Consider the following 13383-nt stretch of genomic DNA (forward strand, 5'->3'; position numbering starts at 1 on the left):
CATCTCCCCTTAAGCCGACGTTTGGCCAGCCGTTTGGCCGGTCAGATTTTGGATCCATTTGCCCGAGCGGAACCGCATCAGGCCGATCCCGAAGCGCACGATCTCTTCCAGCGACAGGAAGAAATAGACCCAGAACAACGGCTGCTTCCAGACCAGCGAGAGCAGCAGACCAAGCGGCACGCCGACCAGCCAGGTCGCGGCAGACTCCATCTTGAAGACGAACTTGCTGTCCCCGCCGCTCTGCAGGATACCGCCGGCAATGATCATATTGGCCACCTTGACCCACATGAAGGCGGCGAACACCCAGATGACGTGAACGGCCAGCTCATGCGCTTCGCCCGTAATCGCAAACGCGGATACATAAAGCGGTGAGATGGCCGCAATCACGACCCCGAGCCCAACCGAGAAGACAATGCCGACCCGGATGAGTCGTCTGGCATACTCTCGCGCCAGCGCCTCCTCGCCAGCGCCGAGCCGATTGCCGACCAGCACCCCGGCCGCCCCGGCCAGCCCTGTCAGCAGACCGATGCTCAGCCCTTGCAGCGGGAATGTAATCGTCATGGCCGTCATCTCAGTCGTCCCCATCCGGCTGTAGATGACCGCATAAGCGGTCTCTCCCAGCACCCAGACCAGCTCGGTCAGCACGATCGGATACGTCGTGAGGTAGAACTTGCGGGCGAGCGTCCTGTCATACGAGAACAGGTAACGGAAGCCTGCGGCGCCAGGCAGCCGGAAGCGGTAGACCGCGCCGATGATAAGCAGACACTCCACAACCCGCGCGATACAGGTGCCGATCGCCGCGCCTGCCAGACCCAGCTTCGGGAAGCCCAGATTGCCGAAGATAAGCAGATAGTTCAACCCGACATTGAGGATGACGACGATCAGGCTGACGTACATCGGGTACTTCACATGCCCCGTACTGCGGAGCACCGCAGAGTAGATCATCGTCAGCATCGTCGGCACATAGCTTAGCGCGACCAGCTTCAGGAAGATCGCGCCATCCTCCATCACCCGCGTATCGGTCGTGAACAGACCGAGGCTCCATTCGGGGTTAAAGTAGACCATGCCTGAGAACAGCAAGGAAATCATCAGCCCCAGCGAGAGCGTCATCCCGAGCAACCGGGTAATGCTGCGGACGTCCTTGCGGCCCCAATACTGCGCGGCATAGATCGACAATCCGGCGGCCAGACCCGCCAGCACGACGGAGATGACGCTATATATTTTGCTGGCCATCCCTACCGAAGCGATCGCTACATCCCCGAGCTGGCCAACCATCAGTTGGTCGGTCATATTGAGCGCAGCCATGATCAGGCTTTGCAGCGCGATAGGAATCGCGATCTTGTACAGATTCTTGTAGAAATCGATGCCGGAGCCCCGCTCTATCCCGTTAGCCATGAAGCACCCGGTCTTCCCCGGCCCTGTCGTATCTGGCATACCGCATCAAGGTGTAATTATCCGAGCGCTGCACGTCGACAACGCGGAACCGTTTGCTGAAGCCCAATTCGTGGTAGCCCTCTCCGTCGACCAACGTAATGTTGGAGCCGCCGCCGATAATAATCGGGAGCTGCATCAGGATGATCTGATCGACCAGATTGCGGTCGAACACGTACCAGTTGAGCAGGCCGCCGCCTTCAATCATAAGCCGGCGGATACCATAATCTATCTCCAGACGACGGAACAGCAGGTCGAAGTCGACGAGGTCCTGTCCGCAGACGATGACCTCCTTGCCCAGCGAAGCGATCCGCCTTCTCTTGTCCTCGTCCAGCCCGCGCTCGGTCGTCACGATAATCGTCCGCTCCTCGTCCAGGAAGATATTGCTGTTCAGCGGAATATCCAGCGTCCGGCTCGGCACGATCCGCACCGGATTGCGGCCCGGCTCGTAGCGGTTGGTGAGGAACGGATTATCGGTGCAGATCGTATTTTTGCCGACCATGATGCCGTCTACCTGCCCCCGGAATTGATGAATATAAGCGATGTCTTCCGGCCCGAACAGCTCAAACAACCCTTTGCTCGACTGGCCCTCCCCAAACGTCAGCTTGCCGTCGATCGAAATCTGGCTAAAGATAGTGACTTCCATCCGATATCCGCTCTCCCTTCAAGGTATCCAAATAGTGGTCTACTTCTGCCATCACCTGCTGCGCTTGCTCCTGTATGACGCGCCGCACCGCCGACGGATCGCTGTCCGGGAGCTGCCGCAGCCCGGCCTCGATACCGACCCAACCTGCGATCATGTAGGGACTGCAAGGCATCGGCCGGCAAGCTGCAAGCTGCGCGATCAAGGCTCGCCTGTTCTCGCCGCCGCCGGACATCATCTTCCGCATCGCCGCTTCGGTCGCCGGGATACGCTGCACCCGCTCCGCCCACATCTGCTGGCAGTCTGCGCTCAGCATGAACCGCCCATAGGCTGCGAGCGCCGGGCCGCGCGGCGAAGCCAGCGACTGTCCGGGAAAGACGAGACCGATCGAGGAGCACATCGATACAGGTGCCCTGCCGCGTATCGCAGGGATCGCTCCGACGCCCAAGCGCTGTCCCATGCTCCGGCTGAGGTGGTTAAATACCCACTCGCCGCTAATGATGGCGCCGAGCTGTCCCTCAATGAACTGCTCGAGCAATGCCGTCGCGCCATCCCTGCTGACCATCCTGCCCGAGCGGATCTGCAGCTGCAGGAACTCCAGCGCCTGCTCCGCCTCCTCTGTGTCCAGCATGATGCGCTCCTCCTGCAGCAGCCAGCCGCCGCACGCCGTCAGGAACGGGATGAAGTTGTAGGACTGGGCCAGGTCCATGCCGAGTGCCGTTACTTCCGCCTCTCCCTGCTGCGCAGCGAAGCGCTCCAGCGTCTCCCAGGTCGCAGGCGCCTCGGCATAACGCTGCTTGTCGTAATACAGGACCAGATGATTGCCGGTGAGGACGGGGATACCATACAGCCTGCCGCCGATCCGCATACTGTCCAGCACCGCAGCCGATACCCACTCCTCGCACCATGGCTCCGGCACCGGCGAGAAGCGGGCTGCCTCCCAATAGCTCGTCATATCCGAGGGGACCAGTGCCATATCCACGCCAGCCTCCTGCTCGGGCAACCGGGTGAGCCGATGGCCCAGCTCGGCGATCCCCATCACCTCCGAGCGGACCCGGATGCCATACTGGGCCTCGAACTGCCGATTGATCTCCTCCAGTACCTCAACCGAAGTGTCGCCAGGGCCGTCGAATTCGTGCCAGAGGACGAGCTCGTCTTCGCGTCGCGTCGCTGTCATGCGCTCCAATCTCCCTTCTGCAATGGCCCCTGCGTCGTTGCGCCCTCAGGCGACAGACGCCAGGGCTCGAAAACCGTCTTCAGCGTATCCGTCTGCACCGGCGCTCCGGTGAGCGGGTCGTAGCCGAGCAGCTCCCGCATCGCCTGCTCGTGCTGCTCCAGGCTATAGCGCTTCGTCACCAGCCGGTCCAGCTCCGGCATCTGATGCGCCAGTCGCAGCGCCAGCGGGAAGGTGCAGCGGTATTCGCCTGCGCCGATAATGCTGACCGCCCGCTGGATGAGACGAGCCGGAGCGATCGCGTAACGGTAGGCGCCGCTGATGCCGAGCGGGACGATGCGTCCGCCCCTGCCGATGAAGCGGTCGGCCGTCTCCAACTGGTTGCCGACGGCGTCGATGACGATATCGAAGCCGCGACCGCCGGTCAGCCGGGCCACCTCCGCATCGTCTAGCGCCTCCGGCAGATAGGCTGCGTCCGCGAGCAGCATCGCCGCCTCCAGCCGATACGGGTTCCGCTCTGTCGCTACCGTCAGACGGGCGAGACGTCGGCCGACGATCTGGCATAGCAGGCCCATCGGTCCGGAGCCGAGCACCAGCACGGTATCGTCGGCGGCCACTCTGGCCTCCTGGAAGTTGTGCAGCACGCAAGCGAGCGGCTCCACCAGCACGCCTCGCTCCCAGGACATGCCCGTCGGCAGCCGATGGACATAACGCGCCTCCGATACGTAGTAGTCGGCGAAGGTGCCATGCACATTGAGACCGGCGATCGCCATCGCGCCGGAAGCTCCCACGCACAGATGCGGAAGCAGGCGCAGGCAATACTCGCACGCCCCGCAGCTATAGTTGGGGTCGATGACGACGCGGTCGCCCATCGCCAGCTCCCTCACCGCCGCCCCCGTCTCCACGACGACGCCGACCGCTTCATGGCCCCGCGTGACGTGAGTCACTCCCTCTTCCTTGCCGGCGATCACGGCCAGATCCGTGCCGCATATGCCGGTCATCTCGATCCGGACCTTGACCGACGTAGGCGAGGTCAGATTCGGTTCATCCAGCTCCCGGAGCGCCAGTCGCGCATCCGGCATCCATTGGAGCGCTTTCATCGCGCTGCCTCCCCTCGCTTGCGCTTCAGTATGCGGCTCCCGTATGCCTCCAGCTCGACCGCGAGCAGTCCTTCGCTCGACCGGATCGTCTCGCCAGTCCGCAGGTCCTCCCACACGTCGTCCTCCACCCCGGCCGCGATCTCCGCATAAGCGGCAGAGGCCGCGCCGTCATCGTCCGCTTGTCGCGCCCTATCCGGCAGCGCCAGGAGCAGCCGGCTCGGCTGAGAGGACACATTCATCGCGAGGATCAGACGCTCCTCCCCCGCCCTCCGTTCGTAGGCCAGCTCATAGCCGCCAGCAGGCGCATGCAGGAAGCGGAACGTCCCGCTGCGGAGCGCCTCATGTGTCTTGCGCAGGACGATCAACTCCCGGTAGAAGCCGAGCAGCTCCAGGTTCTGCTGGCTAGTCTCCCAGATCATGCAGCGTCGGTTGTCCGGGTCATTGTCCCCGCTCATCCCGATCTCGTCGCCGTAGTAAATGCATGGCGCTCCAATATAGGTGAACTGGAAGAGCGCCGCAAGCTTCAGCTTCGCGATGCTGCCCCCGCACAGCGTCAGTAGTCGCGGGGTATCGTGACTGCCTAGGAGCTGGAAGGACGCTTCGTTGACCTGCTGTGGATAGGACGCCAACTGCTGGCCCACGATATCCGCGAACATCCGGGCATCCACGCGTTGCGTCGCAAAAAACTTGATCGCGATATCGCGCACCGGATAATCCATCACCGCATCGAGCTGATCGCCGCCGAGCCAGGCCATCGCATCGTGGAAAATCTCGCCCAGAATATACGCCTCCGGCTTGATCGCCTTCACCGTATCGCGGAATGCGCGCCAGAAACGGTGATTCACCTCGTTGGCCACATCGAGCCGGAAGCCGTCGATGTCCGTCGTCTTCAGCCAGTGCGCCGCTACCTCCAGCAAATACCGGCCAAGTCGATCATTAACCATGTTAAGCTTCGGCAGATCCGGCTCGTACCCGAATGTCTCGTAGATCATCGGCTGTCCGGTCTCCGCATCCGCCCATTGCGAGATATGGAACCAGTCTGCGTAAGGGGAATGCGCTCCCTTCTCTGCAACGTCCCGGAAGGGCGGGAACAGACTGCCAGTATGGTTGAAGACGATATCGAGCATGACGCGAATCCCTCGCTCGTGGCAGGCTGCGACGAGCTGCCGCAGCAGCTCGGTCGTGCCGAACTGCGGATCGACGGCATAATAATCCTGCGTATCGTACTTGTGACTCGAAGGCGCCTGGAACAACGGGGTGAAGTAGATGGCGGTAATCCCCAGATCGGTCAAATAATCCAGATGATCCAGCACGCCCTGGAGATCGCCGCCGAACGTATTTTGCTTGGTCGGCACACTCCCCCACACTGCGAACCGGTCGGACGGCGCGGCATGGCTGCCTCTGGCGAACCGGTCGGGGAAGATCTGATAAAACACCGCATCCTTGACCCATTCCGGCGGATGAATGCCATCGGCCGCGCTGACGTAAGGGTATTCGAAATTGCCGAAGGAATCCGGCGGTTCCTCGGCTGCACACCACCGTTCCCCGTAATAGATGCGCTCCTCCCCGTCGACTACCGCAAAACGATAGCTCAGTCGGCCATTGCAAGCCTCAACCTCCGTCTCCCAGTAGTCATACCTCGCATCCGAGATCAGCTTGTACATGGGACGATGCCTGACCGTCCCGTACCAGTCATACTTGTCTCCCCAGCTCATCTCGACGGCCTGGACATCGTCCCGCATCGTGCGCATCCGCACCTTCACTGCCTTGCCATGGTAGATAAAAGCCCAGTTCTGTTTGTGACGATGGTATAACGCTTCCAGATTCATCATTCGATCCTCCTTCAGCAGGCCATGCCGTGCAGTAACGCAAAAAAGGCACACCCTCAGCAGATTCGCGAGGATGTACCTTTCGGTAGCATAGCCTTCAAATTTTCCCAAATTGTAGCACCCTATCATTCCGTTGGCAATCTATTTTTGGTAACAATTTTTTGGGTTGACAAATAATAGACTGCCCATCTACAATGAAAGCGCATCCTAAAATAAAGTTGACGATTGCCGTCAGCTTGCGGATGTGGCAACACCGGACAATCACAATTTGAGGGCGCTGCCTTCCTGGTCCCGCAGCGGACCGGGAACAACCCCGTAATCTTCTCAGTGAAGATTGCGGGGTTGTTTGTCGTGAGGCGCTCGCAGGAAGGGCGGTGACAACCCAGCGGCAACTGCAAGGTCCGTTCGTTATGGTAATGGTTGCAGGTATGTAACGTGTAAATCCAACTCTACTGAAAAGGTGGTCTACTCTTGATGAAGCTAACCCACAACAGACTGTTCGCCAAATGGCTGCTCTCCCTCGCCCTGATCGCCGGGCTTGCGCTGCCTGTTCTCCCGGTTGCCGAGGTTCATGCCGCTCCCGATACGTCGGTCCTGAACAAGCAGGGCTTCTCTACGGATGTCATCTACCAGATCTTCACCGACCGCTTCTCGGACGGCAACCCGGCCAACAATCCGACCGGAACGGCCTTCTCGGCCGGCTGCACGAACCTCCGCGTCTACTGCGGCGGAGATTGGCAAGGCATTATCAACAAAATAAACGACGGCTACTTCGCGGGAATGGGCGTTACGGCCCTCTGGGTATCCCAGCCTGTGGAAAATATCTTTAGCGTCATTAACTATTCCGGCGCCAACAATGCTGCCTACCACGGCTATTGGGGCCGCGACTTCAAGAAGACCAATCCGGCCTACGGCACGATGACCGACTTCCAGAACCTGATCAATACCGCGCACGCCAACGGCATCAAGATCGTCATCGACTTTGCACCCAACCATACGTCGCCGGCTATGGAGACGCAGCCGACCTTCGCGGATAACGGCAGACTTTACGATAACGGCACGCTTGTGGCCGGCTATACCGGCGACACCAACGGCATCTTCCATCACAACCTCGGGACCGACTTCTCCTCTCTGGAGGACGGCATCTACCGGAACCTGTACGACCTGGCGGATATTAACCACCACAACAATACCACCGACGCCTACTTCAAGGAGGCGATCAAGCTGTGGCTGGATATGGGCATCGATGGCATCCGCGTCGACGCCGTCAAGCATATGCCGATCGGCTGGCAAAAAAACTGGATGTCCTACATTTACAACTACAAGCCGGTCTTCACCTTCGGCGAATGGTTCCTGGGCGTCAACGAAAACGATCCGGCCAATGTCCACTTCGCCAACGAGTCGGGCATGAGCCTGCTCGACTTCCGCTTCAACCAGAAGGTTCGCCAAGTGTTCCGGGACAACACGGATACGATGTATGGCCTGGACGCGATGATCGCCTCCACCGGAGCCGAGTATACGCAGATCAATGACCAGGTGACGTTCATCGACAATCACGATATGGATCGCTTCACGCTCGGCAGCAACAACCGTCGTCTGGAGCAGGCGCTGGCCTTTACGCTCACCTCGCGCGGCGTTCCGGCGATCTACTACGGCACGGAGCAGTATCTGGCCGGCAACGGCGATCCGAACAATCGCCCGTTCATGAACAGCTTCTCCACTACGACGACCGCCTACAATGTGATCGGGCGTCTGGCTCCGCTGCGCAAGTCCAATCCGGCAATCGCTTACGGCAGCACGCAGCAGCGCTGGATCAACAACGATGTGTATGTATACGAGCGCAAATTCGGCAGCAGCGTCGCGGTCATCGCGATCAATCGCAGCTCCAGCACGGCAGCTACGATCAGCGGCTTGACCACCTCCCTGCCTGCGGGCACCTATACCGACGTGCTCGGCGGTCTCCTGAACGGCGGCAGCATTACGGCTAGCAGCACCGGCGGCGTTTCTTCGTTTAATCTGCCGGCAGGCGGCGTCGGCGTATGGCAATACACGACGGCCCAGACGACGCCTGTCATCGGCAACGTCGGTCCGGATCTCGGCAAAGCCGGGACGACGGTGACGATAGACGGCCGCGGCTTCGGCAATACGAAGGGCACCGTCTATTTCGGAACGACGGCAGTCACAGGCGCGAACATCACCCAATGGGAGGACACCCAGATCAAAGCAATCGTGCCGAACATCGCAGCTAACAAATACAACATCAGCGTACAGAACGCAGCCGCGGTGAACAGCAATAGCTACAGCAACTTCAATCTGCTCACCGGGGATCAGATCTCGGTCCGCTTCATCGTCAACAATGCCTCGACAACGCTCGGCGAGAACGTATATCTGGTCGGCAATACGGCCGAGCTGGGCAACTGGGACCCGGCCAAGGCGATCGGGCCAATGTTCAACCAGATCATCACCTCGTATCCGACCTGGTACTACGATGTCAGCGTCCCGGTCGGAACGCCGCTGCAATTCAAGTTCATCAAGAAAAACGGCGCCGTCGTCACCTGGGAGAGCGGCAGCAACCATACCTACACAACACCGACCAGCGGCGTCGGTACCGTTACGGTCAACTGGCAGCCCTGATCGGTAACTGACCCTTCGACTGACACACCATCATGCACAAGCTGCCGGATCAAGCCATGGGCTTGGTCCGGCAAGCCGCGTTTCCTGCCCATCCTGCTAAAGCCCCCATCTGCCTGTCAACATGACTTGTAACACCTTACTTGAAATCGAAGCCTTGCTGCTCCAGCATCCGCCGAACCTCGGGATAGTAGATGCGGTTATACACTCCTGCGACCGTCTGGGACCAGCTTCGCGATTCCTTCCCGCCTGTACGCTTGGTCATATAGGCAGATACCTGCTCGTCGTACTCGCGGATCACTCCCTCCAGCCGCTCCTGATCATACCGCTCGCGATGCCAGATGGCCTCCAGCGGCAAACGATGCTTCGTCTCCGACGGCCCCGCCGGATGACCGACGACCAGACCGCTCACCGGGAATACATACTGCGGCAGCCCGAGCAGCTCGATCAGCGCCAGCGGGTCTCGCCTGGCGCCTCCGATCGGCACCGTCCCGAGGCCAAGCGAGGCTGCCATTGCGATCGCGCGACCGAGGGCGATCCCGACATCGGTCGCTCCGACCACGATCGATTCGATTGCATCCGTGATGACCAGCTCCTGACCATGCAGCTCGGCGGCGACCTTGGCGCGCTGGAAGTCGGCGCAGAACAGCAGGAAGACCGGCGCCTGGACGATCCACGCCTGATTGCCTGCCAGCTCGGCCACCTTCGACTTCGTCTCGGGCTCCTGTACGCTGATGACTGTCACCTGCTGGCCGTTGATCGACGTCGGCGACGTGCTGACCGCTTCGATGATCGCCCGCAGCTGCTCCTCGCTGACCGGCTCGTCCGTATAGCTGCGGATCGAGCGGTGACCTGTGAGCGTCGTATACATTTCGTTCATCATGACTAGCCTCCTCGCAGTGATAGGGTATCCAGTACTATAATACCCAACTGCAGAGAGATGTCACAAGAGAGCTGATTAGTTGTACTCAAAGCACATCAGAACATCCCGTACCGCTACCAGGAATGTCGTCGAAGACAAGGGAACTACGTTCATCTTGTCCGCCTCATACGGGGAATCGATCGTGAAACGCAGCTTGCCATCGCCGTCGAAGCCGTACAAATAGCCGCTGTTCGTAGTCGCGTATAGATGATCGGCATCATCTTCAAACGATAGGGCGGAGATCAAGCTGCCGGATGTATAATTCGGCGATTTCAGACGATAGCTCCAGCGAATCTGGCCTGTCAGCGGATCTACTCGGTGCAGTTGGTGCCAGTCCTCCTTATCGATGGACAGCATGTCTGTAGCCGGGCCCGTAGGCGGCGAAGCGACGAGACGGTAGCTACCATCCTCTAGCTTGTAGAGACTGCCACGATCCATGAGCATATCATCTGGCAGTACCTCCGGATAGTACCACTGCGTATCTTCCCTGTTGATCACCTGCCGATGGTCGTCCAGGACGAGCATCCTCCCTTCGGTCAACAGATAAAGACGCTCCTTTCCATCAGCAACCATCGACCATATGAAATCGGCGATGTCATCTTTCGAGGTGAATAGCCCAAGCTCCTCTTGGCCTACCGTCCACACCTGCCTCCCTGTCTCATCGAACCCTGCTACCCCCTCATCGGTCTGAACAATGAGTTGGCCGTTGACATCTCTAAGCGCCATGACAGGGACCGGGTCATAAGCCGTTTTCAAAAACCAATCTGCCATCGGCAGCTCAACGTCTTTCAAAGGAAAAGTTTTCGTACCCTCCAGATAAGAGTACGTGTAGCCCGTTCCGGACATACTCGCCATAATGTACGTTGAATCCGTAAGCTTAAGTGGCGCACGCTGCTGCAGCTTACCCTCAGCATCGACGACCAACAGATCATCCGTCGTTTTTAGCCATATATTTCCATCATTCCCGACAGATGCGGCGACAACATACTCCCCCGCTCTCAGGCCAGCAGATTGGCTCCACAGCAGCCTCACATTTCCCTGATGGTGCAGCGTGAGCGGCTTATCCTTGCTGTCTCGCACCGGCAGTTGCTCTTGGTAGATCAGTCCGACATTCTCCGAGAACACCTCTACTATACGATACTGCGAATTATAGCTTACCTTGACGCCCAAGGCTTCGCCAATGAAACGTACCGGCACGTAGACATGATCGTCCATAAGCACGGGTGGTTGCTGCATAGCCAGGGTTTCGCCATTGCGATCTGCCTCCTTTGCGCCAAGCTTCATGACGATCTTCACTTTCCCGTATTGACCCGTGATTTGCCTCGTCCCGGCATCATAAGCGACCTGTGCCCCAAGCCCCTCGAAAATGTCGCGCATCGGCACGAGTATACTGCCCTGGTGGTTAATCGGCGCTGCTTCCGTCATGATCAGGTCGCCATCAATAGACAACCCGTAGCCCGTTTGCGCATAGATTGGTGTCGCAGCCCCGCTCAGCAGTATGATGCACATGAGCAAGCCAAGTGTCATTTTTCTCAAGTCTGTAAATCCCCCTTCTATAAATAAAAGCAATACTAAATGGTGTTCCACCTCGTCCCTTCATTTTCCTGCTCGCGCAACATCATAAAAATACCCCCTTAAACCGCCTCTCTTACTATGCTAAAATGGACCATGAACCCATATCAGGGATTGAGGAGGAGGACACAACAGTGACGATTACGATCACCGGACTGCAGGACACCGTAACCTTGAACAACGGTGTGAAGATGCCCCGTCTCGGCTTTGGCGTCTTCAAGGTAAAAGAGGGCGAAGAAGTCGTCGATGCCGTCAAGGCGGCGCTCGCCGCCGGCTATCGCGCGATTGATACAGCCGCCGCCTACCGCAACGAAGAGGGAGTCGGACAGGCGATCCGCGAAAGCGGCATCCCGCGCGAGGAGCTGTTCATCACGACCAAGGTGTGGAATAGCGACCAAGGCTACGAGAGCACGCTCGAGGCGTACGAGTCTAGCCGCCGCAAGCTCGGACTCGATTACCTCGACCTGTATCTGGTCCACTGGCCGGTCAAGGGCAAGTACAAGGACACCTGGCGCGCGCTGGAGAAGCTCTATAGCGACGGCGTCGTCCGGGCCATCGGCGTCAGCAACTTCCAGACGCATCATCTCGACGACATCTTCGAGGACAACACGATCGTACCCGCGGTCAACCAGATCGAGTACCATCCGCTGCTCACGCAGGAGAAGGTCAAGAGCTATTGCGAGGCCAAAGGTATCCATATCACCGCATGGAGTCCGCTCATGCAGGGTAATCTCGACCTGCCGCTGCTGCAGGAGCTTGCTGCCAAGTATAGCAAGTCGCCTGCCCAGATCGTCATCCGCTGGGATCTGCAAAAGGGCGTGCTGACGATTCCGAAGTCGATCACCCCTGCCCGTATCCAAGAGAACGCCGACGTCTACGACTTCGAGCTGTCCGCCGAGGACGTCGCCGCTATCGACGCTTTGAACCAAGATCGCCGTTTTGGGTCGGACCCGGATAATTTTAATTTTTAGTAGCAGCCAAGACGCTCTCACCCACCTGTAGCGGTGTGGAGAGCGTCTTTTCTCCTGTTCTATTTGAGTTGATCTGATGAAAAGCTATAATTGGTATAAACCCAATTCATTAAGAACAGGAAGTGAAGCGATGATCGACATTACAATCGAATTGGTGCATCAATTAGTGCGCACTCAATTCCCGGATTGGGCTAATTTAGAGATAACAGCAGTCGAGAAAAATGGCCATGATAACCGCACCTATCGACTGGGCAATGAAAGGGCTGTACGTTTACCAAGTCATGAAAGATATGCGGCGGCTATTGATAAGGAGATGTTATGGCTACCTGTATTCAAGCCCCTTCTATCCTTGCCCATTTCGGTTCCCCTTGCCAAAGGTGAACCTACGGATGAATATCCGCTTCCGTGGTCCATCAACCGCTGGATTGATGGAGAAACGCTCAGACATGACAACATTCTTAATTTACAGGGATTTGCCAAAGACCTTGCAAGCTTTCTAAAGGAACTACAGAGTATCGATGCAAGCCGAGGGATACCTGCAGGCATTCAAAACTTTCATCGCGGCGGGAATCTTGCCGTTTACAACGATGAAGCAAGAATGTCTATTCAAGCTCTTTCCGGTCACTACGATCAAGCACTGTTGACAGAAATTTGGAACAGCTCCCTGGAAAGTAAATTCCAATCGACTCCCGTCTGGCTGCACGGTGATATTGCCGTTGGCAATCTGATCGTCAAAGATGGCAAGTTATGTGGCGTCATTGATTTTGGTACTATGGGTGTAGGCGATCCTTCCAGTGACCTGGTGATGGCTTGGAACTTTTTCGACCAATCGAGCCGACAACTCTTTTTGAAACTTATGGATGTTGACCAGGATACGGTGAATCGGGCACGCGGCTGGGCTCTTTGGAAAGCGCTCATTACTTGTGTTCAGCAAGATAAAGACTCGGAAGCCTCAAGCTGGGGGAATCATGTAATTCAGACCATTCTCCAAGACTACAAGCAATCGTGAGTTTTCCTTTTATCAGCGCCTTAATCAACATCTACTGTGAATCCTAAATGCCCATGATGAAGTCCTCTGTCACTGTAACCGCTAATCCCAATCCAAATTGC

The 13383-nt window shown here is 58.0% G+C and carries 10 protein-coding genes; 3 read left to right on the forward strand and 7 right to left on the reverse strand.

Going from position 1 to position 13383, the window contains the following annotated elements; genetic code table 11:
- Positions 1 to 9 precede the first annotated feature (9 nt).
- The 5 genes from PA598K_RS11980 to PA598K_RS12000 are packed head-to-tail and all read right to left on the reverse strand — an operon-like array spanning position 10 to position 6180.
- A complete protein-coding gene (locus PA598K_RS11980; RefSeq protein WP_128657189.1) occupies positions 10 to 1395 on the reverse strand; it encodes an MATE family efflux transporter in 1386 nt (461 codons plus the stop codon).
- Positions 1388 to 2077, reverse strand: coding sequence for a dihydrofolate reductase family protein (locus tag PA598K_RS11985; RefSeq protein ID WP_128657190.1), 690 nt, complete (start codon positions 2075 to 2077; stop codon positions 1388 to 1390). The genes PA598K_RS11980 and PA598K_RS11985 overlap by 8 nt, the downstream gene beginning before the upstream one ends.
- Complete coding sequence (locus PA598K_RS11990) at positions 2058 to 3251, reverse strand: sugar ABC transporter substrate-binding protein (RefSeq protein ID WP_128657191.1); 1194 nt, start codon at positions 3249 to 3251, stop codon at positions 2058 to 2060. Before PA598K_RS11990 ends, PA598K_RS11985 begins: the two co-directional genes overlap by 20 nt.
- Positions 3248 to 4348: a zinc-dependent alcohol dehydrogenase gene (locus PA598K_RS11995; RefSeq protein ID WP_128657192.1), complete on the reverse strand. Its 1101-nt coding sequence runs from the start codon at positions 4346 to 4348 to the stop codon at positions 3248 to 3250. The genes PA598K_RS11990 and PA598K_RS11995 overlap by 4 nt, the downstream gene beginning before the upstream one ends.
- Positions 4345 to 6180 (reverse strand): alpha-glycosidase, encoded by a 1836-nt coding sequence (locus PA598K_RS12000; protein ID WP_260405370.1) that lies wholly within the window; start codon positions 6178 to 6180, stop codon positions 4345 to 4347. The genes PA598K_RS11995 and PA598K_RS12000 overlap by 4 nt, the downstream gene beginning before the upstream one ends.
- Before the next feature lie 471 nt (positions 6181 to 6651).
- Here PA598K_RS12000 and PA598K_RS12005 point away from each other — a divergent pair, with 471 nt between their 5' ends.
- Positions 6652 to 8811 (forward strand): alpha-amylase family glycosyl hydrolase, encoded by a 2160-nt coding sequence (locus tag PA598K_RS12005; RefSeq protein WP_128657193.1) that lies wholly within the window; start codon positions 6652 to 6654, stop codon positions 8809 to 8811.
- A 136-nt stretch (positions 8812 to 8947) separates the two neighbouring features.
- Here the strand turns inward: PA598K_RS12005 and PA598K_RS12010 are convergent, their stop codons facing one another.
- Together PA598K_RS12010 and PA598K_RS12015 are read right to left on the reverse strand one after the other, a co-directional pair.
- Complete coding sequence (locus tag PA598K_RS12010) at positions 8948 to 9688, reverse strand: NADPH-dependent oxidoreductase (protein WP_128657232.1); 741 nt, start codon at positions 9686 to 9688, stop codon at positions 8948 to 8950.
- A gap of 78 nt (positions 9689 to 9766) precedes the next feature.
- Positions 9767 to 11257, reverse strand: coding sequence for a copper amine oxidase N-terminal domain-containing protein (locus PA598K_RS12015; RefSeq protein WP_260405373.1), 1491 nt, complete (start codon positions 11255 to 11257; stop codon positions 9767 to 9769).
- 191 nt (positions 11258 to 11448) lie between these two features.
- Here PA598K_RS12015 and PA598K_RS12020 point away from each other — a divergent pair, with 191 nt between their 5' ends.
- Both PA598K_RS12020 and PA598K_RS12025 read left to right on the forward strand, forming a co-directional pair.
- On the forward strand, positions 11449 to 12273 hold the full coding sequence (locus PA598K_RS12020; protein ID WP_128657233.1) for an aldo/keto reductase: 825 nt from the start codon (positions 11449 to 11451) through the stop codon (positions 12271 to 12273).
- A 130-nt stretch (positions 12274 to 12403) separates the two neighbouring features.
- The gene (locus PA598K_RS12025) at positions 12404 to 13282 is read left to right on the forward strand and encodes an aminoglycoside phosphotransferase family protein (RefSeq protein WP_128657195.1); all 879 of its coding nucleotides are present in this window, start codon (positions 12404 to 12406) and stop codon (positions 13280 to 13282) included.
- Positions 13283 to 13383: the final 101 nt, after the last annotated feature.

The organism is Paenibacillus sp. 598K, assembly GCF_003851045.1.
Taxonomy (GTDB): Bacteria; Bacillota; Bacilli; order Paenibacillales; family Paenibacillaceae; genus Paenibacillus_D.

Coding starts and splice junctions, on each gene's coding strand:
- PA598K_RS11980 (WP_128657189.1), bottom strand. CDS start 1,395: ATGGCTAACGGGATAGAGCGGGGCTCCGGCATCGATTTCTACAAGAAT.
- PA598K_RS11985 (WP_128657190.1), bottom strand. CDS start 2,077: ATGGAAGTCACTATCTTTAGCCAGATTTCGATCGACGGCAAGCTGACG.
- PA598K_RS11990 (WP_128657191.1), bottom strand. CDS start 3,251: ATGACAGCGACGCGACGCGAAGACGAGCTCGTCCTCTGGCACGAATTC.
- PA598K_RS11995 (WP_128657192.1), bottom strand. CDS start 4,348: ATGAAAGCGCTCCAATGGATGCCGGATGCGCGACTGGCGCTCCGGGAG.
- PA598K_RS12000 (WP_260405370.1), bottom strand. CDS start 6,180: ATGATGAATCTGGAAGCGTTATACCATCGTCACAAACAGAACTGGGCT.
- PA598K_RS12005 (WP_128657193.1), top strand. CDS start 6,652: ATGAAGCTAACCCACAACAGACTGTTCGCCAAATGGCTGCTCTCCCTC.
- PA598K_RS12010 (WP_128657232.1), bottom strand. CDS start 9,688: ATGAACGAAATGTATACGACGCTCACAGGTCACCGCTCGATCCGCAGC.
- PA598K_RS12015 (WP_260405373.1), bottom strand. CDS start 11,257: ATGACACTTGGCTTGCTCATGTGCATCATACTGCTGAGCGGGGCTGCG.
- PA598K_RS12025 (WP_128657195.1), top strand. CDS start 12,404: ATGATCGACATTACAATCGAATTGGTGCATCAATTAGTGCGCACTCAA.